This window comes from Halobellus rufus (genome assembly GCF_000739575.1).
Classification (GTDB): Archaea; Halobacteriota; Halobacteria; order Halobacteriales; family Haloferacaceae; genus Haloquadratum; species Haloquadratum rufum.
This window is the reverse complement of record NZ_BBJO01000014.1, coordinates 275,983-302,205: the sequence shown is the minus strand read 5'-3', so window position 1 is coordinate 302,205 and position 26,223 is coordinate 275,983. Positions and strand designations below refer to the sequence as shown.

General features: G+C 66.1%; 26 protein-coding genes and 2 pseudogenes. 16 read left to right on the top strand and 12 right to left on the bottom strand.

The annotated features are described in order from the left end of the window. Positions 1 to 49: 49 nt before the first annotated feature. Both ACP99_RS07985 and yqeC read left to right on the top strand, forming a co-directional pair. On the top strand, positions 50 to 421 hold the full coding sequence (locus tag ACP99_RS07985) for a CBS domain-containing protein (RefSeq protein ID WP_197052385.1): 372 nt from the start codon (positions 50 to 52) through the stop codon (positions 419 to 421). A 63-nt stretch (positions 422 to 484) separates the two neighbouring features. After that, positions 485 to 1,240, top strand: a complete 756-nt coding sequence (yqeC, locus tag ACP99_RS07980) for a selenium cofactor biosynthesis protein YqeC (RefSeq protein ID WP_049986081.1) — start codon at positions 485 to 487, stop codon at positions 1,238 to 1,240. A gap of 27 nt (positions 1,241 to 1,267) precedes the next feature. Here the strand turns inward: yqeC and mobA are convergent, their stop codons facing one another. Continuing rightward, on the bottom strand, positions 1,268 to 1,882 hold the full coding sequence (gene mobA, locus ACP99_RS07975; RefSeq protein ID WP_049986080.1) for a molybdenum cofactor guanylyltransferase: 615 nt from the start codon (positions 1,880 to 1,882) through the stop codon (positions 1,268 to 1,270). A 116-nt stretch (positions 1,883 to 1,998) separates the two neighbouring features. Between mobA and ACP99_RS07970 the strand changes: the two genes are divergently transcribed. Continuing rightward, positions 1,999 to 2,577, top strand: coding sequence for a hypothetical protein (locus ACP99_RS07970; RefSeq protein ID WP_049986079.1), 579 nt, complete (start codon positions 1,999 to 2,001; stop codon positions 2,575 to 2,577). Positions 2,578 to 2,599: 22 nt separating this feature from the next. On the opposite strand, the gene ACP99_RS07965 is transcribed toward ACP99_RS07970, so the two are convergent. Then, positions 2,600 to 3,859, bottom strand: coding sequence for an iron-containing alcohol dehydrogenase family protein (locus tag ACP99_RS07965; protein ID WP_049986078.1), 1,260 nt, complete (start codon positions 3,857 to 3,859; stop codon positions 2,600 to 2,602). 224 nt (positions 3,860 to 4,083) lie between these two features. Between ACP99_RS07965 and ACP99_RS07960 the strand changes: the two genes are divergently transcribed. Beyond that, positions 4,084 to 4,992: an AEC family transporter gene (locus ACP99_RS07960; protein WP_049986077.1), complete on the top strand. Its 909-nt coding sequence runs from the start codon at positions 4,084 to 4,086 to the stop codon at positions 4,990 to 4,992. 36 nt (positions 4,993 to 5,028) lie between these two features. Here ACP99_RS07960 and ACP99_RS20835 read toward each other — a convergent pair whose 3' ends face one another. Then, a complete protein-coding gene (locus tag ACP99_RS20835; protein ID WP_331280763.1) occupies positions 5,029 to 5,454 on the bottom strand; it encodes a CDP-alcohol phosphatidyltransferase family protein in 426 nt (141 codons plus the stop codon). A gap of 390 nt (positions 5,455 to 5,844) precedes the next feature. Beyond that, positions 5,845 to 7,862, bottom strand: a pseudogene (locus tag ACP99_RS07950) (aldo/keto reductase). A gap of 147 nt (positions 7,863 to 8,009) precedes the next feature. Between ACP99_RS07950 and ACP99_RS07945 the strand changes: the two are divergent. The 7 genes from ACP99_RS07945 to ACP99_RS07915 all read left to right on the top strand — a co-directional run bounded on the left by ACP99_RS07945 (position 8,010) and on the right by ACP99_RS07915 (position 16,113). Further along, complete coding sequence (locus ACP99_RS07945; RefSeq protein ID WP_049986076.1) at positions 8,010 to 9,995, top strand: ABC transporter permease; 1,986 nt, start codon at positions 8,010 to 8,012, stop codon at positions 9,993 to 9,995. Next, positions 9,988 to 10,776: an ABC transporter ATP-binding protein gene (locus ACP99_RS07940; protein WP_049986075.1), complete on the top strand. Its 789-nt coding sequence runs from the start codon at positions 9,988 to 9,990 to the stop codon at positions 10,774 to 10,776. Before ACP99_RS07945 ends, ACP99_RS07940 begins: the two co-directional genes overlap by 8 nt. Then, positions 10,773 to 11,558 carry an ABC transporter ATP-binding protein gene (locus tag ACP99_RS07935; protein ID WP_049986074.1) on the top strand — a complete coding sequence of 262 codons (786 nt, stop codon included), beginning with the start codon at positions 10,773 to 10,775 and terminating at the stop codon, positions 11,556 to 11,558. Before ACP99_RS07940 ends, ACP99_RS07935 begins: the two co-directional genes overlap by 4 nt. Before the next feature lie 59 nt (positions 11,559 to 11,617). After that, complete coding sequence (locus ACP99_RS07930) at positions 11,618 to 12,952, top strand: ABC transporter substrate-binding protein (protein ID WP_081927268.1); 1,335 nt, start codon at positions 11,618 to 11,620, stop codon at positions 12,950 to 12,952. A 54-nt stretch (positions 12,953 to 13,006) separates the two neighbouring features. Beyond that, a complete protein-coding gene (locus tag ACP99_RS07925) occupies positions 13,007 to 14,530 on the top strand; it encodes an FGGY-family carbohydrate kinase (protein WP_049986073.1) in 1,524 nt (507 codons plus the stop codon). Positions 14,531 to 14,602: 72 nt separating this feature from the next. Then, positions 14,603 to 15,715, top strand: coding sequence for a glycosyltransferase family 4 protein (locus tag ACP99_RS07920; protein WP_049986072.1), 1,113 nt, complete (start codon positions 14,603 to 14,605; stop codon positions 15,713 to 15,715). A gap of 26 nt (positions 15,716 to 15,741) precedes the next feature. Continuing rightward, on the top strand, positions 15,742 to 16,113 hold the full coding sequence (locus tag ACP99_RS07915) for a DUF7475 family protein (protein ID WP_049986071.1): 372 nt from the start codon (positions 15,742 to 15,744) through the stop codon (positions 16,111 to 16,113). Positions 16,114 to 16,124: 11 nt separating this feature from the next. Here ACP99_RS07915 and eif1A read toward each other — a convergent pair whose 3' ends face one another. Next, the gene (gene eif1A, locus ACP99_RS07910; RefSeq protein ID WP_081927266.1) at positions 16,125 to 16,409 is read right to left on the bottom strand and encodes a translation initiation factor eIF-1A; all 285 of its coding nucleotides are present in this window, start codon (positions 16,407 to 16,409) and stop codon (positions 16,125 to 16,127) included. A 217-nt stretch (positions 16,410 to 16,626) separates the two neighbouring features. Here eif1A and ACP99_RS07905 point away from each other — a divergent pair, with 217 nt between their 5' ends. Both ACP99_RS07905 and ACP99_RS07900 read left to right on the top strand, forming a co-directional pair. Continuing rightward, entirely contained in the window at positions 16,627 to 17,070 is a 444-nt protein-coding gene (locus tag ACP99_RS07905) for a type IV pilin (protein ID WP_049986069.1), read from the top strand. A gap of 73 nt (positions 17,071 to 17,143) precedes the next feature. After that, positions 17,144 to 18,016: a hypothetical protein gene (locus ACP99_RS07900; RefSeq protein ID WP_049986068.1), complete on the top strand. Its 873-nt coding sequence runs from the start codon at positions 17,144 to 17,146 to the stop codon at positions 18,014 to 18,016. Between the two features lie 50 nt (positions 18,017 to 18,066). On the opposite strand, the pseudogene ACP99_RS07895 reads toward ACP99_RS07900, so the two are convergent. The 3 genes and pseudogenes from ACP99_RS07895 to ACP99_RS07885 all read right to left on the bottom strand — a co-directional run bounded on the left by ACP99_RS07895 (position 18,067) and on the right by ACP99_RS07885 (position 20,287). Then, positions 18,067 to 18,389 (bottom strand): annotated as a pseudogene (locus ACP99_RS07895) (ASCH domain-containing protein). Between the two features lie 106 nt (positions 18,390 to 18,495). Continuing rightward, on the bottom strand, positions 18,496 to 19,530 hold the full coding sequence (locus ACP99_RS07890) for a sodium:calcium antiporter (protein ID WP_049986067.1): 1,035 nt from the start codon (positions 19,528 to 19,530) through the stop codon (positions 18,496 to 18,498). A gap of 103 nt (positions 19,531 to 19,633) precedes the next feature. Continuing rightward, positions 19,634 to 20,287 (bottom strand): AIM24 family protein, encoded by a 654-nt coding sequence (locus ACP99_RS07885; RefSeq protein ID WP_049986066.1) that lies wholly within the window; start codon positions 20,285 to 20,287, stop codon positions 19,634 to 19,636. 475 nt (positions 20,288 to 20,762) lie between these two features. On the opposite strand from ACP99_RS07885, the gene ACP99_RS07880 reads away from it, so the two are divergent. Together ACP99_RS07880 and ACP99_RS07875 are read left to right on the top strand one after the other, a co-directional pair. After that, a complete protein-coding gene (locus ACP99_RS07880) occupies positions 20,763 to 21,638 on the top strand; it encodes a ParA family protein (protein WP_049986065.1) in 876 nt (291 codons plus the stop codon). Continuing rightward, positions 21,635 to 22,027, top strand: coding sequence for a hypothetical protein (locus tag ACP99_RS07875; RefSeq protein WP_049986064.1), 393 nt, complete (start codon positions 21,635 to 21,637; stop codon positions 22,025 to 22,027). Before ACP99_RS07880 ends, ACP99_RS07875 begins: the two co-directional genes overlap by 4 nt. A gap of 182 nt (positions 22,028 to 22,209) precedes the next feature. On the opposite strand, the gene ACP99_RS07870 is transcribed toward ACP99_RS07875, so the two are convergent. Continuing rightward, positions 22,210 to 22,830, bottom strand: coding sequence for a trimeric intracellular cation channel family protein (locus ACP99_RS07870; protein WP_049986063.1), 621 nt, complete (start codon positions 22,828 to 22,830; stop codon positions 22,210 to 22,212). A gap of 583 nt (positions 22,831 to 23,413) precedes the next feature. Here ACP99_RS07870 and ACP99_RS07865 point away from each other — a divergent pair. Beyond that, complete coding sequence (locus tag ACP99_RS07865) at positions 23,414 to 24,256, top strand: acyl-CoA thioesterase (RefSeq protein WP_049986062.1); 843 nt, start codon at positions 23,414 to 23,416, stop codon at positions 24,254 to 24,256. Between the two features lie 5 nt (positions 24,257 to 24,261). Here the strand turns inward: ACP99_RS07865 and ACP99_RS07860 are convergent, their stop codons facing one another. The 3 genes from ACP99_RS07860 to ACP99_RS07850 are packed head-to-tail and all read right to left on the bottom strand — an operon-like array spanning position 24,262 to position 26,156. After that, entirely contained in the window at positions 24,262 to 24,732 is a 471-nt protein-coding gene (locus tag ACP99_RS07860; RefSeq protein WP_049986061.1) for a MaoC family dehydratase, read from the bottom strand. 3 nt (positions 24,733 to 24,735) lie between these two features. Then, positions 24,736 to 25,428, bottom strand: a complete 693-nt coding sequence (locus ACP99_RS07855) for an ABC transporter ATP-binding protein (RefSeq protein WP_049986060.1) — start codon at positions 25,426 to 25,428, stop codon at positions 24,736 to 24,738. Continuing rightward, a complete protein-coding gene (locus ACP99_RS07850; protein ID WP_049986059.1) occupies positions 25,425 to 26,156 on the bottom strand; it encodes an ABC transporter ATP-binding protein in 732 nt (243 codons plus the stop codon). The genes ACP99_RS07855 and ACP99_RS07850 overlap by 4 nt, the downstream gene beginning before the upstream one ends. Positions 26,157 to 26,223: the final 67 nt, after the last annotated feature.

Here is a 26,223-nt window from a genome sequence, read left to right as displayed (position 1 = left end):
CGGCGGCGATGACGAAACACCGAAGCCCCTCCGTCGCATCCGACTGGGTATGACCAGCGAACGGACCCTAGTGAGAGATGTGATGTCGACGTCGCTCGTGACGATCAGTCCGGACGCGACGTTGGTGGTGGCGGCAACGCGGATGCGGAGCGAAGACGTGAGCGCGCTCTTGGTTCCGTCGACCGAATTGGCGATCCTCACCAGTACGGACGTCCTCGACGCCATCGCCCGAGAGCGCGATCCGGCGGAGACGACCGTCGCCGAGGTGATGACCGAATCCGTCGAGACGGTCACGCCCGACCTCCGGCTCACCGAGGCCGCGGCGATGATGGAGAACTTCGGCATCAGCCACCTCCCGGTCGTCGACGACGACCTCGTCGGGATGGTCTCCTCGACGGACATCACCGCGCAACTGTCCTGAGCGGTCCGGCGGCGGAGTCGCGTTCTTCGACAGTCTCAACAGCCCCGCGCGCGTTCTCGGAGTATGGACATCGTCGCTGCGCTGGAGGCCGACAGCGGAACGACCTGCGTCGTCGGCGCGGGCGGGAAGAAGACGACGCTCGCCGCGCTCGCATCGCGACTGGACCGGGCGGTCGTCACCGCGACCGTCCGGATCCCGATCTTCGACGACTGGGTCGACCGCGTCGTCGTCACGGGAGACCCAGTCGGCGCGCTCACGGAAGTGACGGGTGGGGCGACGGGCGAGACCGCCGATCCCGATGCCGGGTGGCCGCTCGGGCTCGTCCCCGAACAGGAACGCGAGGATCGGTACCGCGGGTACGATCCGGCAGTCGTCGACGAATTGGGCGATTTCGACGTTCCCGTGCTCGTGAAGGCCGATGGCGCGCGGATGCGCCGGTTCAAAGCGCCCGCAGAGAAGGAGCCGCAGCTCCCGAGAACAGCGGACACGGTGGTGTCGATCGCGAGCGTACACGTCGTGGGCGAACCGCTCACCGACTCGCTCGTCCACCGGGTCGACGAGGTGTCGAAGCTCACCGGACTGTCCGAGGGCGAGGAGATCTCCGCCGCGGACGTCGCCGAGGTCCTCGCGAGCGCGGCGGGCGGCCTGAAAGACGTCCCCCAGAGCGCGACGGCGATCCCGCTTCTCAACATGGTCGACGACGACGACCTCGAAGCGACCGCCCGGGAGGTCGCCGCCGAGATCCACGACCGCGTCGACGTTCCCCGGGTGGTCCTCGCGGAGATGCGGGCCGACGATCCGCTCATCGACGTCGTGTAGGCATCAGCGGTCCGGTCGCCGACTGACTCACTCGGACCCGAGACGCTCTGCCGCCGCCTCGAACTCCTCGACGGTGTTGACGTTCTCGAAGGTGTCCAGCGAGCCGACCGACTCGATCGCGTCGCCGTCGACGACGACTGCGTCGAGTTCGTCGAGCGGCGTGACGATCCGGTCTGCCCCACGGTCCAGCGCCCGACGGCAGGCCGCAGCCATCTCCTCGGTCCGATAGACGGCCTGCGTGGTCTGATACCACTCGTCCAGTCGTGGGACCGCGGCGTCGTGTCCGGCGGCGCGCTCGAACAGGAGCCGCACGACGTCGGGGTCGACGAAGGGCATATCGCAGGCCACCACGAACGTGTACGGCGCGTCGACGGCCTCCAGCCCGCGAGCGATTCCGGCCATCGGGCCGGCGTCGGGATCGCGATCGACCGCGAACGACGGCTCGGGATCGAACCCCGAGAGCGCCGACTCGATCGCGTCCACCTGATCGACCCGACAGTTGATCACCACTTCGTCGACGACGGGCGCGAGCCGGTCGGCGACGCGTCGGATCATCGGCGTGCCGGCGAGGTCCGCGACGGCCTTGTCGCGGTCACCGAACCGGGTCGATCGGCCGCCCGCGAGGATGAGCGCAGCGCGCATAGGTGGCCGTAGGCGTGCCGGATAGAACAACGCACCGGTCGGCGGTCGCCGGGACGACGACTCGGCGGCGGACCACAGCGGAGCGCATATATCCCGCCGGGGACTCCGTCGAACCGATGCGGGAGGACGAACTCGCGACGGCGGTGGTCGAGCACTTCGAGGCGGCCTTCGACTCGCCGGAGATCCGGCTCGAAGAGCCGTACGACCACTACGGCAACCGGGGCTCCGTCGACGTGTACGTCCGGACGCGACCCCCCGAGCAGACCGAGTATCTCGCGGAACTGAAGGCCGATCCGGCCGTTCGGATGGCCGGCGGCGCGAACGAGATCCTCCGGCAGTACCGCCGGATGGAGCGGTACTTCTACGAAGACGACGAGCACACGCTCCGCAAGCGACTCGGGCGGACCGAACCCGCGCTGAACCTGCTGTTGCTGTTCGCGCCGACGGCGAAGTGCGTCGAGCACGTCTCCGAACACCGGCGGCTCTACGGCTCGGTCGACGCGGACCTCGCGATCGACGGCGTCCCCGCCGCGCGGAAGATCGCGTTCCTCGTGAACCTCGACGACGCCGCCTCGGGTGGTCTCGGGTTTCTCTCTGTCAACGGCGAGGTCGACATCGGCTCGGCGGCGTTTCGCGAGGCCGTCCCCGACGGGTCGCGGTTGGCGGCCGCGCTCGAGGAAGCCGAGCTACCGTGACAGTCTCGGCCCGAGCGCCGAGTCACCACGCGCGGTCGAGGATCGCTCGGATCTCTCCGACCGCAGGATCGACGCCCTCGGGCGCGACGTCGAGAAGCGAGTCGTCGTGGATCGCCTCCGCGACGTCGTCTAGATCCGCGCGCGCGACTCCGTCGACGTCGCGAAGGCGGCGCGGGAGTCCGAGGTCGTCTCGGACGGTCTCCACGGCGTCTATCACTGATTCGGCGACCGCCGCGTCGGACGTGCCGTCGGTCGAGCGCCCGAGCGCCTCCGCGAGCAGCCGCCGCCGACCGTCGACCTCGTCGAACACGTAGCGGAGGACGTGCGGGGCGACCACGCCGTGGATCGTCCCCTGATGGACGTCGAATCCGTGTGAGAACCCGTGCCCGAACGCGTGGATGATCGACGCGCGGTAGGCGTCCGCGCCGGCGAGTCCGTACTGGACGCAGACGATGCCGTCGAGGACGTCCGCGAGCCGGTCCTCGTCCATCTGCTGCTCGCGAATCGTGCCGAGCCCCGACGCGAGGAGGTGGAGCCCGCGGGCGGCGGCCCCGTCGGTGATCGGCGTCGCGTGCGGCGAGTAGAGCATCTCGACGCCCTTGTCGAAGCCGTTCATCGCCGAGGCGGCCAGCACCGACCGCGGCGTCGTCCGGTAGAGATCGGCGTCGTAAAAGAGCGCGTCCGGCATCAACCGCGGGTCGCTGACGCCGCCGCTCTGCGGACCCTCGGACGATTCGGACGAAGGTGACGAGACCGAGACCTCACGGTCCAGGGTGAGCGTCACGCCCGCGACGTCAGAGAGGTCCGCGCCGGCGAGTGTCGTCGGGACGGCGACGATCGGCAGCGGGTCGCCGTCGGTTGCGACGGGTAGATTGCCCGTTTCGATCGCGCGCTCGGCGACCGCCGCGGCGTCGTCCGCCCCGGTGGAGCCCACGTGCGACGACAGCGCCGCGAGCACTTTCGCGGTGTCGAGCGTGCTGCCGCCGCCGACGGCGACGACGACGTCGACGTCGCGTTCCCGTGCCACTCGGAGCCCCCCCAGGGCGGTCCCGAGCGTCTTGTCGGGGTTCGTCTCGGGGAACTCGGCGACGAGGCGCTCGCCGAGCCCCTCGCGGATCGGATCGACGACCGCGGGCGTGGTTCCGACGGTCGCTCCGCTCACGAGCATCGCCCGCTCGCGACCGAGTCGGTCGAGTTCGTCGCCGAGGCGACCGACGCACCCGGCACCGGCGACGATGGTTCCGGAGTGGAAATCGAACGTGAAACCCCGTGTCGCGTTCATCGCCGCAGAGTACGAACGGCGCGGTGAAAGGCGTACCTGTCGAATCCGGGGTATCGCAGAACGCAGCTCAGTTGACCGCAGACAACCACCCAGACTACCGCGGGCAACTCGCCCTGTCGAGTGAACGTGCTGACCGGTTCACTCGTGCGCGAGGGAGTGCGAGGGAGCGGACCGGCGTCACCGAGACCGACAGGATAAGAACACCGGGGAGACTCAGAAGCGGTATGGAGGTCCTGTCCCGACTGCTCGCGCTGTTAGTCCTGCTTTTCGTCGGGACCGGACTGCGCGCGACGGGGATCCTCGACGAGTCGCGGACGCGACTGCTCAACACGGTGGCGTACTACGCCGCGCTCCCGGCGCTCATCTTCGTCTCGACGTACGACCGGGCGATCGGGGAGTTGCTCACCGGAAAGCTGTTCGTCGGGCTGTTGGCGGCGGTCTTCGGCACGGTCGCCATCGCGTGGGTCGTGCACCGGGGCAGCGAGGAACCGGGGCGGCGGAGCGTCGCGATCGTCCAATCGTACCACTCGAATCTGGGATATCTCGGCCTTCCGCTGGTGGCGGCGACGTTCGACGCGCGGGTGACCGCCATCGCGAGCGTCGTCCTCGGCGTGGTGTCGCTGACACAGGTGCCGCTCACCATCCTCGTGCTGACGTCGATCAACGAGGCGGACGCCTCGATCGGTGAGGAACTCGACCGACTCGCCCGAAACCCGGTTCTCGCGACGCTCGTCGCCGGGCTGACGATCGGCTCGCTCGGGCTGTCGGTTCCGGGGCCGATAACGACCGGACTCGACGTCCTCGGGACGCTCGCGCTTCCGATCGCGCTGCTCTGCGTCGGCGCGTCGCTGCAGATCGACCTCCCGAACGTCGACGTCGGCGCGAGCGGCGCGGTCGTCGCCGTGAAGATCGTCTGTATGCCCGCGCTGGGGTGGATCGCGCTCTCGCTGCTCGGCGTCGACGCCGCGACGTTCACCGCCTCGATCGTGATGCTCGGGACGCCGACGGCGGTGTCGACGTACGTGTTCGCGACGGAACTCGGCGGCGACGGGGAGTTCGCGTCGCTGAACGTCTTCCTCACGACGCTGGCGTCGATCGCGACGCTCTTCGTCCTCATCCGCGCAGTGGGGTGAGTTGCGGGGCGTCGGGGCGAGAGTCCCCCGACAGCTTCAAGCCCTGAGACGGCCGGAGACGACGAGGTAGTCGCGCAGGAAAACCGCGAGCGACGGAACGAGGACGAGTAGGGCCGGGAGCCGAATCGCGGCCAGGCCGAGGAGCGGCGAGAGCGCGAGCGTGATGAACGCCATCTGGAGCCCCGCGAGCGGACGGCGGATCAGACTGTCCGGCAGGTCGTACACCGGCAGTCCGCGGCGTCGGCGCAGTCCCCGTCCGGCTTTGAAAAGGTACCGCGCGGCCGACAGCGAGAGGTACCAGATCGGCAGTTGCCCCCAGAGGACGGCGACGACGGGGGCGACCAGAAACCCGGTGGTGTCGAACGCCATATCGAGTTTCGCGCCGAGGACCGTGCGGCGGTCGAGCCGACGGGCGAGAAAGCCGTCGACGGCGTCGAGCGCGCAGCCAGCACCGTAAAGCAGGGCCGGAACCCACGCGATCGCCGGGTGCGGCGTGAGCGCGGCGAAGCCGCGAGCGCCGCGAAGAGGCCGCCGCGCGCGAGCGTGACGAGATTGGGGATGCCCAGCCGACGGTACGGGACGCCGGTGTCAGCGGCGGTCTCGGGCCGGTTCGCGCGCAGCGATCGGAAGCAGAACCACAGTTCGAACCCCGCGACGAGCGCGGTCGGGACCAGCCAGCGGACCGGTGCCGCCGGGACGGCGATAGTCGTCGTGGCCGAGGTGAACGCCGCGGCCGGCATCGGCCCGTCGGCGACGACCGAGAGCGCCGCGGCCCCGGCGAGTAGAGAGAGCGACGCGCTCGTCGCGACCGCGACCCACTCGCGCAGGAGCCGCTCCGGGATTGCCGATTCCTCACTCACGGGTGAACTCCGGGTCTTCGAGAGCCCCGAGTCGCCGTCTGTCGGCGTCGCTCAGCCGGACTCTCGCAGCCGCGAGGTTCGCGACCACGTGGTCGGGGTCGTTGCTGGCGGGGATCGGCACGACGCCGCGGTCGACGTGGAACGCGAGCGCGATTTCGGCGGGTGAAACGCCGTGTTCGTCGGCGACGTCGCAGATCGCGGGCTCCTCGAGGAGCCCCGAGGCCGAAAGTGGCGAATGGGCGATCACGCGGATCCCGCGCTCGTGGCACCACTCGACCAGCTCGGTCCGGGGCAGGTACGGGTGCGATTCGACCTGCACGACGGCGGGCGGGATCCGCGCGACGTCCGCGATCCTCCGTAGCTGCGACAGCGAGACGTTACAGACGCCGAGCGTCCGGGTCAGTCCTCGCTCGTACAGCGCTTCGAGGCGCTGCCACGTCGTTTCCAGATCGGCGTCGACCGTCGCCGGGTCACCGTTTTCGTCGGTCGGGAACGTCAGCCGTTCCTGCTCGGCCGGCGGTTTCGACGCCAGGTCCGAGAGCGGGCCCTGGTAGGCCCAGGCCTCCGGCCAGTGGAGCAGATACGAGTCGAAGGCGTCGATCCCGAGTTCCGCGAGACTGCCGCGGCAGGCTTCGAGGACGTGTTCGTGGTTCGTGTTCCAGACCTTGCCGATCACGAACAGCCCGCCGCGGTCCGGAGAGCCCGGCGCGGCGAGGAGGTCGCCGATTCGGGACTCGTTGCCGTACAGCTCCGCGGAGTCGAGGAGGCGGTAGCCCGCGTCCAGCGCCGTCGCGACCGAGTCGATCCGGTCGACGTACTCGCCGTCGCGGTAGCGCGAGCACCCGAAGCCGACCGGCGGGAGCCGGATCGCGGCGTCGCGGACGGCTGGGGAGTCGACGGCGCGTCCGCCTCCGTCCGAACGCGTAGCGGGCCCGCGGCGCGGCGGCCGGGTTGACGGAGAATCGCTGTCAGCGCGACGAATGCCGTCCGTCAGCGCGTCGTCGACGCCGACGCGCGAACCCTCCGCCGCGGCCCGTTCGATAGCGTTGCAGACGGCGACGACGTGGGCCGCTCGCCGCCCGCCCGTCGTGGAGGCGTCACCTCGTTCGAGCGCTTCTGCGAGTCGCTCGGGGCCGGAGAGGTACCGGCGTTCCCGTCGAGGTCGAGGGTGCGGGGCCGACACGTACTGTCGGCCCGATCCGCCGACCGATACGGTGTCGCGGTCGGCCGCGAGCGCCCCGCTGTCAGCGAGGTACAGCGAGCCGTCGTCGCCGTGGAGTTCGAGGCTGTTGAACTCGCGGCTGCGGTGCGGCGCGTAGAGGCTCGCCGTGAGCCGGACGATCGGTCCCGAGGCGAACTCGACCGTCGCCTCGACGTGCGCCGGTCGGGACGGCTTTCGCTCCTCGCGGTCGGGCCACACGTCGAGCGCGTCGGCGGTCCGAACCGCCGCAACGGGACCGAACCAATCGACCAGAAGCGAGAGCGGGTACACCGCGCCGTCGTACAGCGGACCCACGTCGAGAACGAGCCCGGGTCGTCGTGCCACTCGATCACTCGCCCGACGTGGGCGTGTGCGTACCCCAGTCGGACCGTGCCGAACCGGTCGTCATCGAGGAACCCGCGGGCGTGTCGCTGGGCGTCGCAGCGGTGGTTGATCGGCGCGCACCCGAAGGCGAGACCGCGGCGTTCCGCGGTTTGGACGAGAGAGCGCGCCCGGTCGGCCGCGAGCGCGAGCGGTTTCTCGCTGAAGACGTGCCGATCGGCCGCGAGACACGCCTCGGTGACGTCGGCGTGGGCCGTGTGGCTCGTGAGGTTCACGACGAGCGGAGCGGACTCGGCGGCGAGCAGGTCGTCGAGATCGCCGTAGACGGCCGCGTCGCGGTCGCTCGCCAAGCGCTCGGCGCGCTCGGGTTCGAGGTCGCAGACGGCCGCGAGCGACAGCGGCGAGTCCGCGAGCCCCGCGGCGTACTTCCGCGCGACCGAGCCAGCGCCGACGAAGGCACACTCCATCGGGAATCGGTTCGACGGCCGGGAGCAAAAGTGCGCTGGCGGCGCGTCGGAGAGAGCGGACCACAGCGGGGGCATCTCGAGGAGGGCGACGAGAACCCGTTACCTTTATCGAATCACGACGGTTCGCACTCAGATAACTCATTCACGATGGTATCGGGTGCACAGCTCCTCGACATACTCTTAAACGGCTTGACGATTGGGATGGTATACGTCCTCGTCGCCGCTGGGCTGTCGATCGTGTTCGGCGTGATGGGCGTGTTGAACATCGCTCACGGCGAACTGCTCGCGCTCGGTGCGTACTTCGCATTCTCGCTCGCGACCGGGTTCAGCCTCGGCGGCTTCTGGGTGGCGCTCGTGGCGGTCCCCGTGCTCGTCGGTGTGCTCGGCGCGGCCACAGAACGGCAACTCATCAACCGCGTGTACGGGCGCGGACAACTGGCGCAGATCCTCCTCACCTTCGGCCTGCTGCTGATCATCTACGACCTGAAACGGCTCGTCTGGGGGAAGAGCCCGAAGTTCTACTCACCGCCGTCGGTCATCGATCAGACCGTCACCGCCTTCGGCTTCTCGTACTCCGGCTACAGCTACTTCATCATCGCCGTCGGCGGATTGATCGCGCTGTCGGTCTGGGCGCTGCTCAGGTACACCCGGTTCGGACTCGTGGTGCGAGCCGGTTCCGAGGACCGAGAGATGGTTCGCAATCTCGGAATCGACGTCGACCGATATTACACCCTCGTGTTCGGTTTCGGGGCGGCGCTCGCTGCCTTCGGCGGCGTCGTGCTCGGCGGCTACCAGAACGTCAGCCTCGAGATGGGCAACGCGGTCATCATCCCCGCGTTCGTGATCGTCGTCCTCGGGGGACTCGGGAGCTTCCGCGGGGCCGTCGTCGGCGGGTTGGTAGTCGGCGTGATACAGAGCGCGGTTAGCACGTTCCTCCCGGAGATCCAAGGCGTCGTCGTGTTTCTCCTGATGATCGGCGTCCTCCTCGTCCGCCCGGAGGGGTTGTTCGGCGGATCGACGACGCGGATCGACGCCGGGCGGTCCGAGCCCAGCGAGTTCGTCAGCGAACTCGGTGGATCCGTCCTCGACGATCGCCGCCGGACGCGGTTGGGAGTCGCCGCCGTCGCCGCACTGGTTCTCGTCCCGGTGTTCGAGGGCGTGCTTTACTCGAATTTCGTCGTCTCGCTGGCGATCACCGTGCTCATCTGGGCGTTGTTCGCGATGAGTCTGGACCTGATACTCGGGTACACCGGACTGATCTCTCTGGGTCACGCGCTGTTCTACGGCCTCGGCGCGTACGCGACGCTGCTGACGCTGCTGTACGTGTCTCCGTCCGCGTTCGTCGCGCTGGGGGTCGCGCTCGCGGCGAGCGCGATCGTGGCCTGGGTCGTCGGACACGTCGCGATTCGCGTCTCCGGGGTGTACTTCGTCATGATCACCCTGGCGTTCGCCGAAATCGTCCACCAAGTGGCCGTCAAACTCGACGTTACGGGCGGTAGCAGCGGTCTCTTCGGCGCGCCAGAGCCGATGTACGGTCTGGGTCCAGTGGGCGTGCGGTTCGACGAGATCATCGTCGGCATCGAACCGTTCGCGTTCACCGGCGATGCGCTATTCTATTACTTCCTGCTCGTGGTGGTCGTTGGTGCGTACGCGGGCGTCCGCCGACTCACGAAGGCCCCCTTCGGGACCGCGCTCCAAGCGATCAGAGAGAGCGAACTGCGGGCGCGCTTCGTCGGCTACGACGTCCGTTCGATCAAGCGGCAGGCGTTCGTGCTCAGCAGCACGCTCGCAGGACTCTCGGGGGCGCTTTTCGCCCTCTACACGGGGTTCGTCGCCCCGGAGTTGCTGAACTGGATCAACAGCGGCAACGCGATAATTATGGTCGTACTCGGCGGCTCGGGGACACTCTACGGACCGATGGTCGGCGCGGCCGTGTTCACGCTTATCGAGCGCCAACTCTCCTCGCTGATCCCGTGGTGGCGCTTGCTGCTCGGTGTGCTCTTCGTGCTCGTCGTGCTCTATCTTCCGACTGGGCTCGTTTCGCTTCCGAGCAGAGTCCGAGCGCTTCGCGCACGGGGGACCGACGGGACAGCCGCCGGGGAGAGGTCGACGGAGGTTGACGTCGATGACTGAGTGGGAGTCGGCGATCGAGAGCGATCCGGTCCTGCAGACGGCGGGCCTCACGAAGCGGTTCGGAGCGTTCACCGCGGTCGACAGCGTCGACCTGTCAGTCGGGCGTGGCGAGTTCCGGAGCGTCATCGGGCCCAACGGGGCCGGCAAGACGACGCTTTTCAACCTGATCAGCGGTGCGATGCGCCCGAGCGAGGGATCGATCACGCTGGCGGGAGAGGACGTCACCGACTACTCCCCCGCCGAGCGGGTCGCGGCCGACCTCGCGCGCTCGTTTCAGCTGACGACTGTGTTCAACGGGCTGACGGTGCGAGAGAACGTCAGATTGGCGGCGCAGGCGTCCGAATTCGAGCAGCTGTCCGTTCGCCGACGGTGGTTCTCTGATCCGGGGGAACTGGCCGACGTCAACCGTCGGACCGATGCGGTCCTCGATGAACTTGGGCTGGGGGCCGTCGCGGAGTCGAGGGCGAGCGATCTCTCGTACGGCGACCGTCGCCGACTGGAGGTCGGGCTGGTGTTGGCTACGGATCCGAAAGTGGTGCTCCTAGACGAGCCAACCGCAGGGATGAGCGAGGAAGAGACCGCGGCGACGATCGAACTATTCGAGGACGTGCTTTCGGAGCAGACCGTGATTCTCGTCGAACACAACGTCGATCTCGTGATGCGCGTCTCTGACCGCATCACGACCCTGAACGGCGGGCGAGTGGTCGCGACCGGGACGCCGGCGGAAATCGCGGCCAACGAACGCGTACAGGCGGCGTATCTCGGGGGGTACACCGCGTGACCGCTCACGAGTCGGGAGCGGATCGCGACCGCGGGCACCGACGGGTCGCCGATCCGGTACTGCGCGTCGAGGAGCTCACCGCAGGGTACGGGCCGACGGAAGTGCTACAGTCGGTGAATTTCGACGTCGGCGACGGAGAGGTCGTCGGCCTCGTCGGTCGAAACGGCGTCGGGAAGACGACGACGCTTCGGGCCGTCACGGGCGCGGTCACGCCGCGTTCTGGAACGGTGACGTACGAGGGGAGAGATATCACCGACGAGGACCCCGAATCGACCGTCGGTCGGGGCATCGCGCTCGTTCCGGAGGAGCGGCGGATCTTCGGCGGTCTCACCGTTCGGGAGAACCTCGAACTCGCGGAACTCGGCGGCAGGGAGGGAGCGGGCGGGTGGAGTATCGCAGAAGTGTTCGACACGTTCGAGAACCTCGCAGACACCGAGACGGCGAAGGGAAGCACGCTCAGTGGCGGCGAACAGCAGATGCTCGCGATCGGGCGAGCGCTCGTCGGCAACCCACGGACCCTCCTGCTCGACGAGCCGACAGAGGGGCTCGCACCGTACGTCGTCGAGCGCGTTGTGGAGACGATCACCGAGTTGCGGGACCGCGGGCTGACGGTTGTCCTCGTCGAACAGAACGTCAAGATGGCCCTGGAGGTCTGCGACTACGTGTACGTTATGGACAACGGTCGGATCGTCCACGAAAGCACGAGCGCGGCCTTGGAAGACGACCGAGACGTGCTCGATAGACACCTCGGCGTCTCCCTCGACGGCGTACGGACCGACTAACCTCGGAAGCAGCGATCGGAGTCCGTACCATTTTATAACGTAGATCGAGAGCGGGAGGTATGAACGGAGATACCGTGGATCGTGCCGACACCGGCCAGTCGACATCGGAGACGAAAATCGGGCGGAGACGCGCGCTACGCGGCCTCGGGGCCGGCGCGCTCGCGACGGCGCTGAGCACCGCGGGCTGCGTCCAGCAGACGGGAGATGGCGGAAGCGACGAGACAGACACTGAACGCGACACCGACAGCGAACAGACGTCGGAGAGCAGCGGGAGCGACCTCGGCCCCGTCACCTTCGGAGTCTTGGTTCCCGAAAGCGGGCCGTCGGCACCGCTCGGGACGGCGCAGCGGCAGGGCGCAGAGTTAGGTGTCAAATACGTCAACGAGAGCGACGAGTTCGACTTCGAGATCGACGCGGTGTACGAGGACACGCAGACGGATCCCTCGACCGGGCTGCAGCGGGCCGAGCAGGTGGTGGAAAACGACGGGGCCGCCTACGTGGTCGGTGCGCTCGAAAGCTCCGTCGCACTGGCGGTCGCCGACTACGTGAGCGACCGGGACGTCGTGTACACGTCGGGGGCGGCGACGATCGAACTGACGGGCGAAAGCTGCAACGGCAACACGTTCCGGGCCGAGACGAACGCGGCCCAGCAGATGGCCGGACTCGCCGACTTCGCGGCCGCAGAGCTCGGAACCAAGATGTGGATCCACACGACCGACGACGCCTACGGGAACTCGGCCGTCGAACAGATCGAACGCCGGATCGAAGCCCGCGGTCTGGATATCGAGGTCGTTGGGAAGACGATACCCGACAAGGGAACCAGCAACTACGGACCGCAGATCAGCAACATCTCGAACTCCGAGGCGGACGTCCTCGCGGTTCCGGACACCGGTGCGGATCTGATCAACTTCGTGAAACAGGCCAACAGCGCGGGGCTGACAGACCAGGTCGACCTCATCGGAACCGCGATCTTCGCACAAGTGAGTCGTCAGGCGTTGGGGTCCGACGCGATCGGCGCGTACTCCTCGACCCTGTACAACCACAAACTGGAGACTGGGGACAACGAGCAGTTCGTTGAGGCCTACCGCGAGGAGTACGACGGCGTTCCCGGGAGCTTCGCGCGCGTCGGATACGATATGATCCGAATGACCGCACACGGGATTCAGGAGGCTGGGACGAGCGACCCAGCCGCCGTCGCGACGGCCCTCGAAGACCTATCGGTGACGACAGCGCTAGGGACCACGCGGTTCAGGGCGTGCGATCACCAGGCGGTCAATCCCGTCTGGACCGGCGAGGTGGTCGAAGGGGACGAGATTCCGGCCGTGGAACTACTCGAGACAGTGTCCGGGGACGAAGCCATCCGCCCGTGCGAAGAGACCGGCTGCAGCCTGTAGGCAGACAGGAGCCCGAGGCGATACCGAACAGAAGGTCGATGGGATAACAATCGTATGAAACAGACGGAAGTCCTACTGGCCGTCGACGCGGGGACATCCGCGATCAAGGCCGTAGCGTTCGACACCGACGGCACAGAGCTCACGACCGCCACCCGAGAGACGCAGACGCTCAGACCGGCGCACGGATACGTAGAACAGGAGATGCCAACGGTGTGGCGGCACACGGCCGCGGCGATCCGCGGAGTGACCGAAGCGCTTCCCGACGGGGCTGATCCGATCGGCGTTGGTATCACTGGGCAAGGGGACGGCCTGTGGGCGGTCACCGAGTCGGGGGATCCGGTGCGGAACGCCGTGCTCTGGTCTGACAGCCGTGCCGCAGAGATCCTCGAGAGGTGGGAAACAGATGGGCGACTCGCAGAGATCATCGAACGGTGCGGCTCGGCCCCGTATCCCGGAATGAGCCTCCCGCTGTTGGCGTGGCTGAAACGCGAGGAACCCGACCGGTTCGAGCGCGTCGATACGGTGCTTTCCTGTAAGGACTGGCTCACGTACAAGCTGACCGGCGAGCGATCGATCGACCACAGCGAGGCGACAGTGCCCTACCTGAGCAAATCGACCGAGCGGTACGATCGGAGCGTTTTCGATCTCGTCGATCTCCCCGCAGCGAAGGAGACGCTACCGCGGCTTTCGGCCCCGACGGAGATCGTCGGAAGGGTTTCCGAACGTGCAGCGGATGCGACCAGTCTGGAACCCGGTCTACCGGTGGTTTCCGGAGCCTTCGACGTCCCGGCGTCTGCGGTCGGAACTGGCGCGGCGACCACCGGTGGCACCGCCGTCACGCTCGGGACGTCGCTGACCCAACAGGTGTTCGTCGACGGCCCGCAATCGGAGACGTCGGGCATCCAAATGAGCGTCGGCGTCGACGGGCTCTGGACGTACGCGATCGGGTCGAACGCCGGGACACCGAGCCTCGAGTGGGCGGCCGATGCGATTGCGGGGGGAATAGACATCGAGACGCTGGAGGAGTTGGCCGCGGCTGCCGAACCGGGCAGCGGCGGCGTGATGTATCACCCGTATCTGAGCACGTCCGGCGAACGCGGTCCGTTCGTCGAGCCGGACGCGCGAGGACAGTTCGTCGGGTTGTCGCCCGAACACAGCACCGAGCAGTTGGTCCGAGCGGTGTACGAGGGGCTGTCTTTCGCTGTCCGTGACTGCGTGGAACACCTGCCGGCCAGTCCCGCAGAGGTGACGCTGAGCGGCGGCGGAACGCGTTCGGAGCTGTGGTGTCAGCTCGTAGCCGACTGCCTCCGGCGACCGGTCGTGGTTCCCGCGGGATCCGAGCACGGCGCTAAGGGCGCGGCCATCTTTCTCGCGGTCGCACTGGACCGGTATCCCTCCCTCGAATCGGCGGTCGATACCGTGGTGACGATCGACCGTCGGTACGAACCGCGCGAAAACCTCACGGAGGGATACGAGACGCTGTACGAGACGTTCGCCGAGATCAGCCGGGAGATGCGGCCGCTTTGGTCCGCACGCGCCGACGCGTTCGAGGTGGCGTTCACCGAGAAAGGCGAGTGATCACCACCGCAACCAGCCTTCTGGAGACCGGAGGGCCAACGGAGTAATACCGGGACGGTCCGAACAGCGCATATGGCCCGGGTCGCCGTCGTCCACAACACGCTGGATTTCCAGGGCGGGGCCGACGCGGTCTGTCTGTCGGTCTGCGAAGCGCTCCAGCGCGAGCACGACGTCACTCTGTTCACGCTCTCGGAGACGTCGTTGGAGACGCTCGCCCGGCGGTTCGGCGTCGGTCTCGACGTCGACGGAATCGACGTCCGAAGCCCACGCGGTGGATCGACGACCGCCAAGGCGCTGTCGACTGCCGCGCCGCTCCTCGGACCGCAGTTGCCGCTCCGGAGTGTCCTCGTCCGCCGTTCCTTCGAACTCGAGGCCGACACCTTCGATCTCGCGGTGAGCACGGCCAACGAGTTCGATTTCTCGGTCCCGTCGGTGCAGTACGTCCACTACCCGCAGTTCCACGCGGATCGAGTGCCCGACGCGTCTGGAGCATTGAATCGGCTCTGGAGCCGACTCGCGGGACCCGATCGAGGTAGTTTCGAGGACGTCACGATGCTAGCGAACTCCTCGTGGACGGCCGACGTGTTCGCGGGCGTCTACGGCGTCGAACCGACTGTCGTGCATCCGCCGGTCGATCCGATCGAACCGCAGGCCGACTGGGACGACCGGGAGGACGGCGTCGTCGTCGTGGGGCGTATCGCGCCCGACAAGCGCATCCTCGACGCCGTCGAAGTGGTCGACGGCGTCCGGGAGCGCGGCCACGACGTCCACCTCCACGTCGTCGGCGCGGCCCCGCGGTCGTACCGCCAGTACGCCGACCGGGTCGAGGCGGCGGCCGCCGAACGGCCGTACGTCACCGTCGAGCGCGACGTCCCCAGGGCGCGCCTCGAGGAACTGCTCGGGGCGCACAAGTACGGGTTGAATCTCAAACCCCGGGAGCACTTCGGGATGTCCGTCGCGGAGTACGTCGCCGCGGGGATGATCGCCTTCGCGCCCGACAGCGGCGGACAGCGGGAGATCCTCGGCGGGCGCGATGACCGCCTGTTCGGGTCGGTCGATGAGGCGATCGGACTGCTCGGGGCGGCGATCGAACGCGACCAGCCCCCCGAGACGCCATCGGACCGATTCGGTCGCTCGCGCTTCCGAGCGGCGATTCGCGACCACGTCGATCGGGCCCTAGATTAAAGATCCATCGAGTCGTTTGTGAACATATGGCAACGCAAACGGCCGGCGGTCTCACCCTGCACACGAACTCGCTGACGGGCGTCCACTGGGCGGGCATCGCACTGGCGGTGATCAGCGGCGTCATCCACCTCGCGCTCGGGGTGAGTTTCATCACGAGCCCGCTCGGGTGGGCGTTCCTCGTCGCCGGGGTCGGGTTCCTCGGCGGGAGCGTCGCCGTCTTGGTCGACTACCGGCGCTCGCTGATGTACCTGCTCGGGATCCCGTTCACCGCCGGGCAGATCGTCGCGTGGTACGTCGTCAACGCGCCCGACTTCTCGCCGCTGGGAATCGCCGACAAAGTCGCACAGCTACTGCTGATCGTCGTACTGGTCGTCCTGTACCGTCGCGAGTCCGCGTGAGGGAAAAGCGGCTATTCGATGTGGCCTTCTTCGCGGAGCTGCTCGGCGTCCTGCTCGGAGTAGCGCCACTCGATGTTGGCCTTCTCGTCCTGCCAGTCCCAGGGTTCGACGAGGACGACGTCGCCCTCGTTGATCCAGGTGCGGTACTTCATCCGGCCGGGGATACGGCCCATCCGGTTCTTCCCGTCTGCACATCGCACGCGAACGTGATTGCCACCGTTGTGCTCGGTGACGACCGCGAACAGCTCCTCTCCGTGGGGCATCCGTAGGTTCCGACGCCCTGATTCTTCAGTCACAGGTTCAATACGTCGGCGGGACGGATAAATGGCCGGTTCCTCGCGTCCGAGGTGGTACCACGCTGCACAGGCCAGTTCACGTGGTTGTTACTATCTGTCCCGGTTCCGTCGTTCCCGAAGCTGACACCGTATCTGTCCGCCTACTACCAGTTCTGATAATTAGGTCAATAATATTATACGTACTCTCAATCAAGTGGTATCCAGAGGTCAAACGGACATGAACATCAAACAGTTATTCACGGAAGAACGCGCAGTCAGTCCGGTCATCGGCGTAATCCTGATGGTCGCTATCACGGTCATCCTCGCCGCCGTCATCGGCGCATTCGTACTGAACCTCGGTCAGGGTATCGGACAGTCGGCCCCGCAGGCGACGTTCGAGATCAACTCGACAAGTATCGGAAACGACGAAAACGCTACCATTACCCATACCGCTGGCGATTCGATCGAAAAATCAAATCTCTACGTGAGCGGTGACATTGACAACAGTGGTGACGTGGTTACGAACTTCAGTACCAGCATCACTGGTGATACCGTAAGTTCAGGAGACAGCTTCGAGGTCACGGCGGATTCGACTAACGGCGGCACGATCCGCGTCACCTGGCAGTCCGCGGATGGCAGCAACTCCGCGACGCTCCGGACCTTCGAGTACGAAAGCCCGTAGTTCGGTAGCTTCACTTTCTTCGTTCGAGGCACCGAGGCAGTCGAATTTTCCAGCCCGCCGGAGTCGGTTCACGATGATTGACGAAATAGCGCTCGCTAGAACCTACGATCCCCGCAGTTACGACGATCCCGCGGTGCAACTCCGCGATTACGAGTCGGTGCGGGAGTACCGACATCGCCACCCCGAGGCCGGACGGACGGCGGTCGGGAACGCCCTCGGACTCCCGCCGAGTCGCGTGCGCGGGTGGCTCTCGGGCGGACAGCCCGACGCCGTGCGGGGCGTCGAGACGGCCCGGCAGCGCGGGTGGCTCGACGGGTCGAGGAGCGATCGGACGACCGCGGCGTTCGCCGAATTAGTGGTCGGCGTGTTCGCCTGTGGCAGTATCGACCGGCGATGGACGGTCGCGTACGCGCCGACATCGCCGCACGTCGAACGGCGACTGTGGGAGTACTTGACCGCGCTGGGCGTGGAGCCGACGCGGCGGCACGACGACTCTCCGGAGAGACCGACGGAACTCCTCCCGAGCGTCGACGGCTCCGTGTTCGCGCGCTGTCTGTTCGTCGCCGGAGCGCCCCGCGGCGGGAAGAACGCCGCGACGACGCCCTCGCATCCCGCGTGGCTGTTGGACGTGGACCGCGAAACGCGACGCCGCGCCGTCGAACTGTACGTGCTCGAACGCGGGACGGTCCACGAGTCCAACGGGACGGTCGTGCTGCGGAGTCGGAACCGATCCTCGGCGTACCGGGAATCGCTCGCGGCCTTGTGTCGGTCGGTGACCGACCACGAGGTCACAGTCGGCGCGAACGTCGTGCTCTCGGCGGCGGCCGCGCGGGACCTACGACCGACGGGTGACGACGTGTCTGTAGTCGAGTTACTCGCCAATGGTGACGGTCCTGCGACGTCGTCGCGGAGGACGGAGCCCGGCGGCTCGGTGCGCGGAGGCTGATCGGAAAATCCACGAGCGCGATAGAGCAGTCGGGCCCGACGGCGAAACGCTCAGTCCGCGCGCTCGAACTGGTACGTCAGGACCTCGGCGCTGTCGTCCCACTCGAAGTCGCCGGGGTGGACCTGTTTCATCCGCTGTTTGTACGCCGCGAGCGACTCCGATCCCTCCCGTTGCGCGTCGCGTCAGTGAACTCGCCGAGCGTCCGGGTTTCGACGCTCGACACCTCGAATCTGGTACCCTCGATCTCGAAGGTGTCACCCTCGGCCGCGTACTGGTTGCTCGCGCCCCGGGTCAACTGCGTCACGTCGCCGTTCAGGACCGCTTGCTGCACTCGGTCGTTGGGCAGGAGTCTGTCGGCGTCGATTTCGCTCATACGCCCGCCTTCGGTCGTCGAGGACAAAATCCCATCGCGTCGGCTGGGAGCGGCCCGCGTTCGGACGGCGGCCGCTCGCCGGAACCGATTGGTCCGCGTCGGGCGCTCACGCGCCCCTGAGGAACTGTGTCACGCCGAGCGTTTCGGCGACGATCCATCCGACGAACACGCCGTAGGCGGCGAGCAGGAGCGACGACTCCAGGTCCGTGATCACGAGGTCCGTCCGGAGCACCGTGAAGAGGAGGATCGTCGCAAAGGTGAGAACGCCCAGCATCGGGACGGCCGCGGCGAAGTTCACGGGGAGGCTGCCGGCGATCAACACCCCGACCGGGATGGCGACGAGCAGATCGAAGGTGTTCGATCCGAGGACGTTCGAGAGGCTCGTGACGTCGTTTCCGGAGGCGGCGGAGCGGACGCTGACGAGGAGATCCGGGAGGCTCGTCACGGCCGCGATGATGGTCACGCCAGCGAGGAACTCCGGAACCCCGAACGTCTGTCCCAGTGATTCGACGCTGCCGACGAGCTGTTCGACCCCGACGAGGATGACGAACAAGCCGCCGAGGAGTCGGAGCCACTCGCGGCGGATGGCGATTCCTGCCGGCGGGGCGGGGGCGTCGTGATCGCTCACGTCCTGCCACTGGATGAAGAGGTACAGCCCGTACAGGAGCAGCGGGAGCATCGCGAGCGGGCGGGTCAACACGCCGGTCAGCGCCGGTCCAGTCGGGTCCGGGCTGTAGATGACCGCCAGCGCGAACGTGATGACGAGCACGGCGACCGCGAGCATGTAGAACTGCGCTTCTTTGTACACCACAGTCCGGTTCGTCTCCAGGTGCCCGTCGCTGATGAGACCCGAGAGCGAGGGAATGACGAGGATGTTGAAGATCGCGGAGCCGACGATCGCCCCCACGCCCATACTGAACGTCCCGGAGAGCGCGGTCACCACGACGCTCGCGAGCTCGGGGAAACTCGATCCGATGGCGACGACGATCGATCCCTGAACCACGGCCGGGAGGCCGTAGTACGCGGAGAGATGCTCGGCCGACTCTTCGAGCCATCCGCTCCCGAGCCAGATGAACGCGGTCGCGACGACGACCAAGAGGAGATGGATCGCGGGACTGAGCGAGGGACCACCGAGCGACATTCTACTGCGGGAAAACAGCCGCGGGAGTCTAAAAGACGGGGGTTTCGATCGGAACGGACAGACGTTTATCTGTCATTGCCCCTGAATCGGATGCCGCGACGACTCACAGTTCCTCGTAGGGCTGGACCACGACGAAGCCCTCCGGTCCCTCGAAGTTCATCTGATAACGCTCGCCGGACTCTTGACCGATCATATCCGACAGGCTGCGGTTCACCTGCACGTTCGGGGACGTCCCGCTCCACGCGACGGTCGCGCTCGGATCGGTCGCGACCGGCGGTTCCAACACGAGCGGGTCGCCGTGGGTCGTGATCGCGACGTACCCCGGGCCTTCGAGGAAGACGTTCGTGAATCCGCCCGCGAACGATCCTGCGAGGCTGTCGATCGTACTGATCTCGTAGGAGACGTCGTCCTCGAAGGCGAGGACGTCTTCGCCGTTGACGGTGATCGAATCGTCGGCACCGAGTTCGAGCACCTGCACCTTCTTTCCGTGGTCGGCGAAGTAGACGTGGCCGGATCCCTCCACGGACATCACCGGGGTACCCTCTCCCGTGGCTGCCTCCTTCAGGAACCCTCGGATCCCGCCCTCCGCGGACGCCCGGCCGGTGAACGAGAGGTCGCCGGAGTAGGCGATCATCGATCCGGCTTTCGCCATCACGGAGCCGTCGACGGCGACGTCGAGAGTGTAGCTGTTTTCGAGTTGGAAGGGCTCTGCCGATTCGGTGGGGACGTGTTCGGATTTGAATTGTTCGACGTTCATCGGATCACTGAGTCAGGGCGACTCGCGTGATCCCTCGTCGGCCAGTAGTAAGAACGTACTGCAAACGCGTCGAGTGAATGGCCTCCGGTAGTCCGGGGTCGCCACCCGGGGAATCGTAGTCCCGCGAAGCCGTTAGAGGGGAACTGCTCCCCCGATTGTCGAAGACGACTACGACGCAGCACGTACAATCGCCTGTGTCGTGATAAAGACCCAATCATTGGTTATGTTGAGTACATACACCCACAATATTCATTCACCAATCTCATTCACTAAATTTGTTCACTACATACATTCATTGTACACTCTAATTAACACAACCAATGAACAAAAGTAATTACTCTTGTTCATTAACTATGATCAGTGAATGGATTCATTTGAGGAGACCACTAACACCGTGATGTGTGAGAGTTCGTTCGGTGTATGCACGGTTGGATGTGGAGAACATTAAAGATGAACAGGTGCAATGAACGGTACAATGCTCGCGTACTCGACGTACAGTGAGGCGGGAGGGGTCGGGAAGACCACCACCGCGGCGAATCTCGCCGTCGCTCACGCCCGAGCCGGCCTGAAACCGCTCGTCGTTCCGCTGGACCCGCAAGACGGAGATCTCTCGCGGCTGTTCGGCGTGGACGATCGGCGAACCGAATCTGTCGACAACCTCGTCAGACACATGATCCGACGGCCGAAGGGGGAGTTCGAAGCGCTCGTCCGGACGGTCGAAGGCGTCGACATCGTGCCGGAACACAACATGCTCTCAGACCTCGCGGAGTACCTCCAACGCGAGAAAGAGCAGTCCGAAGCGATGGGCGAGGCGTTCGGAGTGCACGCGCAATTGCTTCGCGTACTTCGGGAAGCGGGCGTTCCAGAGAAATACGACGTACTCATCTGTGATCCGCCGGCGACCGAAGGCCCGCACCTCTACAACGCGATCAACGCAACGCGCTCGCTCGTCATCCCGGTCGAACCGAGCGCGAAGGGACAGGCGGCGGTCGAAGGCCTAGAGGAACTGGTCGCGGGGTTCGAGGAGCAACTGGACGTGGAAGTCGGCGTCCTCGCCGCGATCCCGATGGGGTTCAAGAACACCCGCGATCAACGATCCATTCTCGAAGGGATCGACTACCCTGTTCCGGAGATCATCGGCGAGCGAGCCTCGCTGATGGAGGGCTGCTGGATGCAGCAGTGCTCGGCGTTCGAGTACGTTCGACAACACCGGGACCGGCGACGGGACTACGAGATCGAGACGCTCGCGCAGTTCGACCGACTCGCCAGACACCTCGAACGCGAAGTTGGCCTCGAGGCCCCGAACCCACCGGAACCGGGCGACGTCGACCACGAGGTGATGACCGTATGACGGGGATGAAGCAGGGCGCGGGTGAGAATCCCTTCGCCGACGACCCGGACGAGGAATCGGAGCCCGACGCGGGAGCGGAATCCGAGGAACGGCGCGAACAGTCCCCGGAATCGGAAGAGAAAACGGACCAGTCGGATCGGAGAACGATGCAGATCCCGTACAAATTCCGACGGGACGGCGTTCAGGACGGCCGAAATCGCGTCCCCCTGTTCTTGAAGCCCGAGACGAAGGACGCGGAGCGGGAAGCGCTCCGCGAACTCGAAGAAAAGTTCGGAGACAACGTTTCCCTCACCGACCTCCGAGAAGCTCTCGTGTTAGTCGGCCTCGAACACGCTGACGAAGTTAAAGCGCAGTTGGAGGAGTGGGGGTACGGGATGACGTTCGAGTAGCGAGCGTAAACGATAATTCGATATACGAAGATTTTCTTTCACCCCCTATCACGGTCGCGTCTCGAAGAAGGGCACAAACTCTCCCGATTAGTGTGACAGCTGCCCCCGTGCGTAGCGGGCACCATACCCGATCACGCGACAGTACACGATTCAACGGATCAGAACGAGAGATTCCCTGAGACCTACCTGCCGAAACGAGACAGTCGCTCACCGAACGACTGCGCGGTGGGCAGTTCCCACCCGCGGTTGACCGCGAGCAGGCGCGTCCCAACGGTGACGGCGGCACACAGCGCAGCCGCGATCCCTCCGTGGGCGAACACGGTGGTCACGAGCCAGTACGTCGAGCCGCCGAGGACTGCACAGCTCGCGTAGAAGTCCGTCACGAGGATGAAGGGAGACCGGTCCAACAGGAGGTCGGCGAACGCTCCGCCACCGGCCGCGTTGATCGTCGCGATCGCGATCACGCCGAAGCTCGAGACGCCGGTTTCCGTTGCCACGATCGCGCCAGCCGTCGCGAAGGCACCGAGTCCGACGGCGTCGGCGACCATCGTGATGGGGTGATCGTCCGGTGAGTCGAGGACGACGTTCAACGCGATCGCGAGGGCGACCCCGATCATCCCGAGACTGATTTCGCCCAGCGAACTCAGCGCGAGCGGGACCCGATTGACGAGGATGTCCCGCGTCGTCCCGCCGACGAACGCGGTCGCGAGACCGACCACTGCCACCCCGAACAGGTCGAATCGCTCACGGATCGCCTTCGCCGACCCCACCAGCGCGAAGGCGACGAGACCGATCGTGTTCATAACGGCGAAGGGATCCCCAGAGAGTCCGTTCACGAGTTCTACCACCGTTACGTCTCCCCTCGGCGCTACCGCTCTTCAACGCTGCGGTTGGCACATCGTCGGGGGAGCAGCGGGCCACAGCGACGGTGCCACGCGGGTCAACGTCGGTGAACTCAATCGGGTAACGCCTGCAACGTGGTCGCAGACGAGGCGAGCACCACGATAGAGGTATGCGGAGCGTCGAACGAGCTGATGGAGCACAGACCGGACGATGTCTTCCGACACGTCGACTCGGCGGCGGAAATGCACGACTGTAAGGTTTCGACGGCGCTAATCGGCGAGGCGATCCGCGAGGACGCGACCTACCTGATGCGAGCCGTCGCAGCACAGAGGGGCGGCGTCCTACGTCGAGATCGGTGGCGGGAACCCGAGCGGACACCACACGGCCACCTTCGACGTCGACGAGGAGTGCCTGGAGATCGGCGTCTCGGTCCTCTCGAAGACCGCGCTCGATCTGCTGTCGTAGGCCGGTTCCGAGCTGGGCCGAACCCGGCGTTTCTCCGCAGTCCAAAACGCTATTATGAGCCGATGACGACTCACCCGTATGCGTACTATTGACGACCACCAGGTTCGCTTCGGCGAACTGGCCGGACCGTTGGTTCACGGCGCGATGTTCTTCGATTGGCAGCTCGTTTCGACGCAGGAACTGGCCGCGGCGGTCGAGTACTCGTTTCAGGAACTGGTCGATGGCGACGCCATCCCGTATGCTCCCGTCGGGCTCGACACGACGGTCCATCGCTACCCGACGTTCGACGACACGGTCAGCGTGGAGGTGACGCCCACGCACGTGGGCGAGTCCAGCGTCCAGTTGGTCTACGAGATGGTCGACGGCGACGGCGACCCGCTCTCGACGGCGGAGATGACCCACGTCACGATCGCTCCCGAGGGCGGCGCGTTGTCCCTTCCGGAAGCGACGAAAGCCCGACTCGAAGAGCTACAGGCCGAGCGACGTGTCGACGTCGGTCCTGCCGCCGAAGACGGCGACCCGGGATCCCACCCCACCTTCGAGCGATCGTTCGACGTCCGGAGTCCCCACATCGAGGGGTCCGAGTTGGCGTACTTCGAGGAGTATCCGCGGTTCGCCGACGTCGCGCTCGAGTCCTTCCTCTCCGAACACGCGACGCACCTGAGCGACCTCGCGGGCGACCGCCAACCGTTCCGGCTGCGCGATTGGCACTGGGAGTTCAAATCGCCGGTGCTGTTCGACTCGCGCCTCTCGGTGGAGTGCGACGTCCGCGCGGTCACGGAGGATACCGTTCGAATCGCGCACACGTTCCGTACCGACGGCGAGGTCCGCATCGAGGGCGTCTCCGAGTACGGGTGCTTCGATCGCAGCGGAGCGCCGACGGCGTTCACCGCCGAGATGCTGGCTCCGTTCGAGGCGTAACGCCGTCACTCGGCGGTCGGCCACTCGTCGCCGCCGTCCCGCGTGAGAAAGATGTTCGTCGACCGCCAGTAGACGACCTCCTCTCCCTGCTCGTTTTCGGCTCGGACGTCGAGCGTGACGTATCCGCGGTCGTCGCGGCTCTCCGAGGCCGTCGTCTCCACGACCGCGAGTTCCGCCCGTACGGTGTCGCCCGGCCGGACCGGCGTGCGCCAGCGGAGTTCCTCGAGTCCGAAGGAGCCGAGCGTCGCCGTCTCCGACAGGAATCCCTCCACCAAGAGCGCCATACACGAACCGGCCGTGTGCCAGCCGCTGGCGATGAGACCGCCGTACATCGTCTCCCGCGCAACCTCCGGATCGACGTGGATTAGCTGGGGATCGTACCGTTGGGCGAACTCGATCAGTTCGTCCCGGTCGGCGGTGTAAGAGCCGAGGTCGTGCGTCTCCTCCGGTGTGATGTCCTCGAAGTAGCGAACCATCGCTCAGAGGTACGCGTCCTTGACGTGGTCGCTCTCTAAGAGCCGCGTTCCGGTGTCCTCTTTGACGATCCTGCCGTTCTCGATCAGGTATGCGCGGTCGGCCATCTTCAGGGCGCGGTTCACGTGCTGTTCGACCAGGAGGACGGTGATGTCCTCGCTGATGTCTTCGATCTTCTCGAAGACGCGGTCGGTGATCTGCGGTGCCAGCCCCTCCGACGGCTCGTCGAGCGCGAGGATCTTCGGGCGGGCCATCAGTCCACGGCCGATCGCGAGCATCTGCTGTTGGCCGCCGCTCATCGACCGCGCCAACTGGTCCGAGCGCTCCTCGAGAATCGGGAAGACCTCGTAGACCTCCTGCATCGTCTCTTCGAGATTGTCACGCTCGGTGTACGCCCCCATCTCTAGGTTCTCCCGTACGGTCATCTCTCCGAACAGGTTCCGCTCCTCTGAGACGTGGACGAAGCCCTTCTTCACGATCTCCGAGGAGTCCAGCGTCGAGACGTCCTCGCCCCACGCGGTCACGGTCCCGGAGTCGACGGGGTGAAGCCCGGACATCACCCGCAGCAGCGTCGACTTCCCCGCGCCGTTGGGACCGACCAGCGAGACGACGCCCGCGTCCTCGGAGACCTCGAAGTCGAAGTCCCAGATGACCTGGATGTTCCCGTAGGAGACGTCGACGGAGTCGAGCGCGATCACGATTCGTCCTCCGCTCCGAGGTAGGCTTCAGTCACGACCTGATCGTTCCTGATCTCTTCGGGCGTTCCCTCGGCGATCTTCTCGCCGCTCTTGAGTACGATGATGCGGTCTGCGGTTCCCATAATCGCGTCCATGATGTGTTCGATCCAAAATACCGAGATCCCCAGTTCGTCCCGAAGACGACGGATCGTATCGGACAGCTCTTCGATCTCGCCCGGCGTGAGACCGCTCGCGATCTCGTCGAGCAAGACGAGGTCCGGTTCGGAGGCCACGGCCCGAGCCAGTTCGAGCTGTTTCTGTTGTGCAATCGGGAGGTTCTCCGCCTGCATATCCGCCTTGTCCTCGAGGCCGACGAACGCGAGCGCCTCCCGGGCTCTGTCTTCGGCCTCCTCCTGTGAAATCGACTCCTCGGTTCCGAAGAGCGCGCCGGCGACGGCGTTCTCGAAGACGGACATCTCGCCGAACACCCGAACGATCTGGAACGTTCGAAGCAGCCCCGCACGGGCGATCTCGTGCGTCCCGAGCGCGACGATGTCCTCGCCGTTGAACGTGATCTCCGTCTCTTGCTCCGGTTCGAGCACCCCCGTGATGGTGTTGAAGAGCGTCGTCTTTCCGGCACCGTTGGGTCCGATGAGCCCGACGATCTCGCCGTTTCCGATCTCCAGGTCGACCCCGTCGACCGCGACGAGACCACCGAACTTCTTCCGGATGTTCGCGGCCTCAAGCATTGGTACCTATATACAGACCCCCGCCACCTAATAACGGTTTTGCCTCGTCAAACATCAAGAAAAGCGC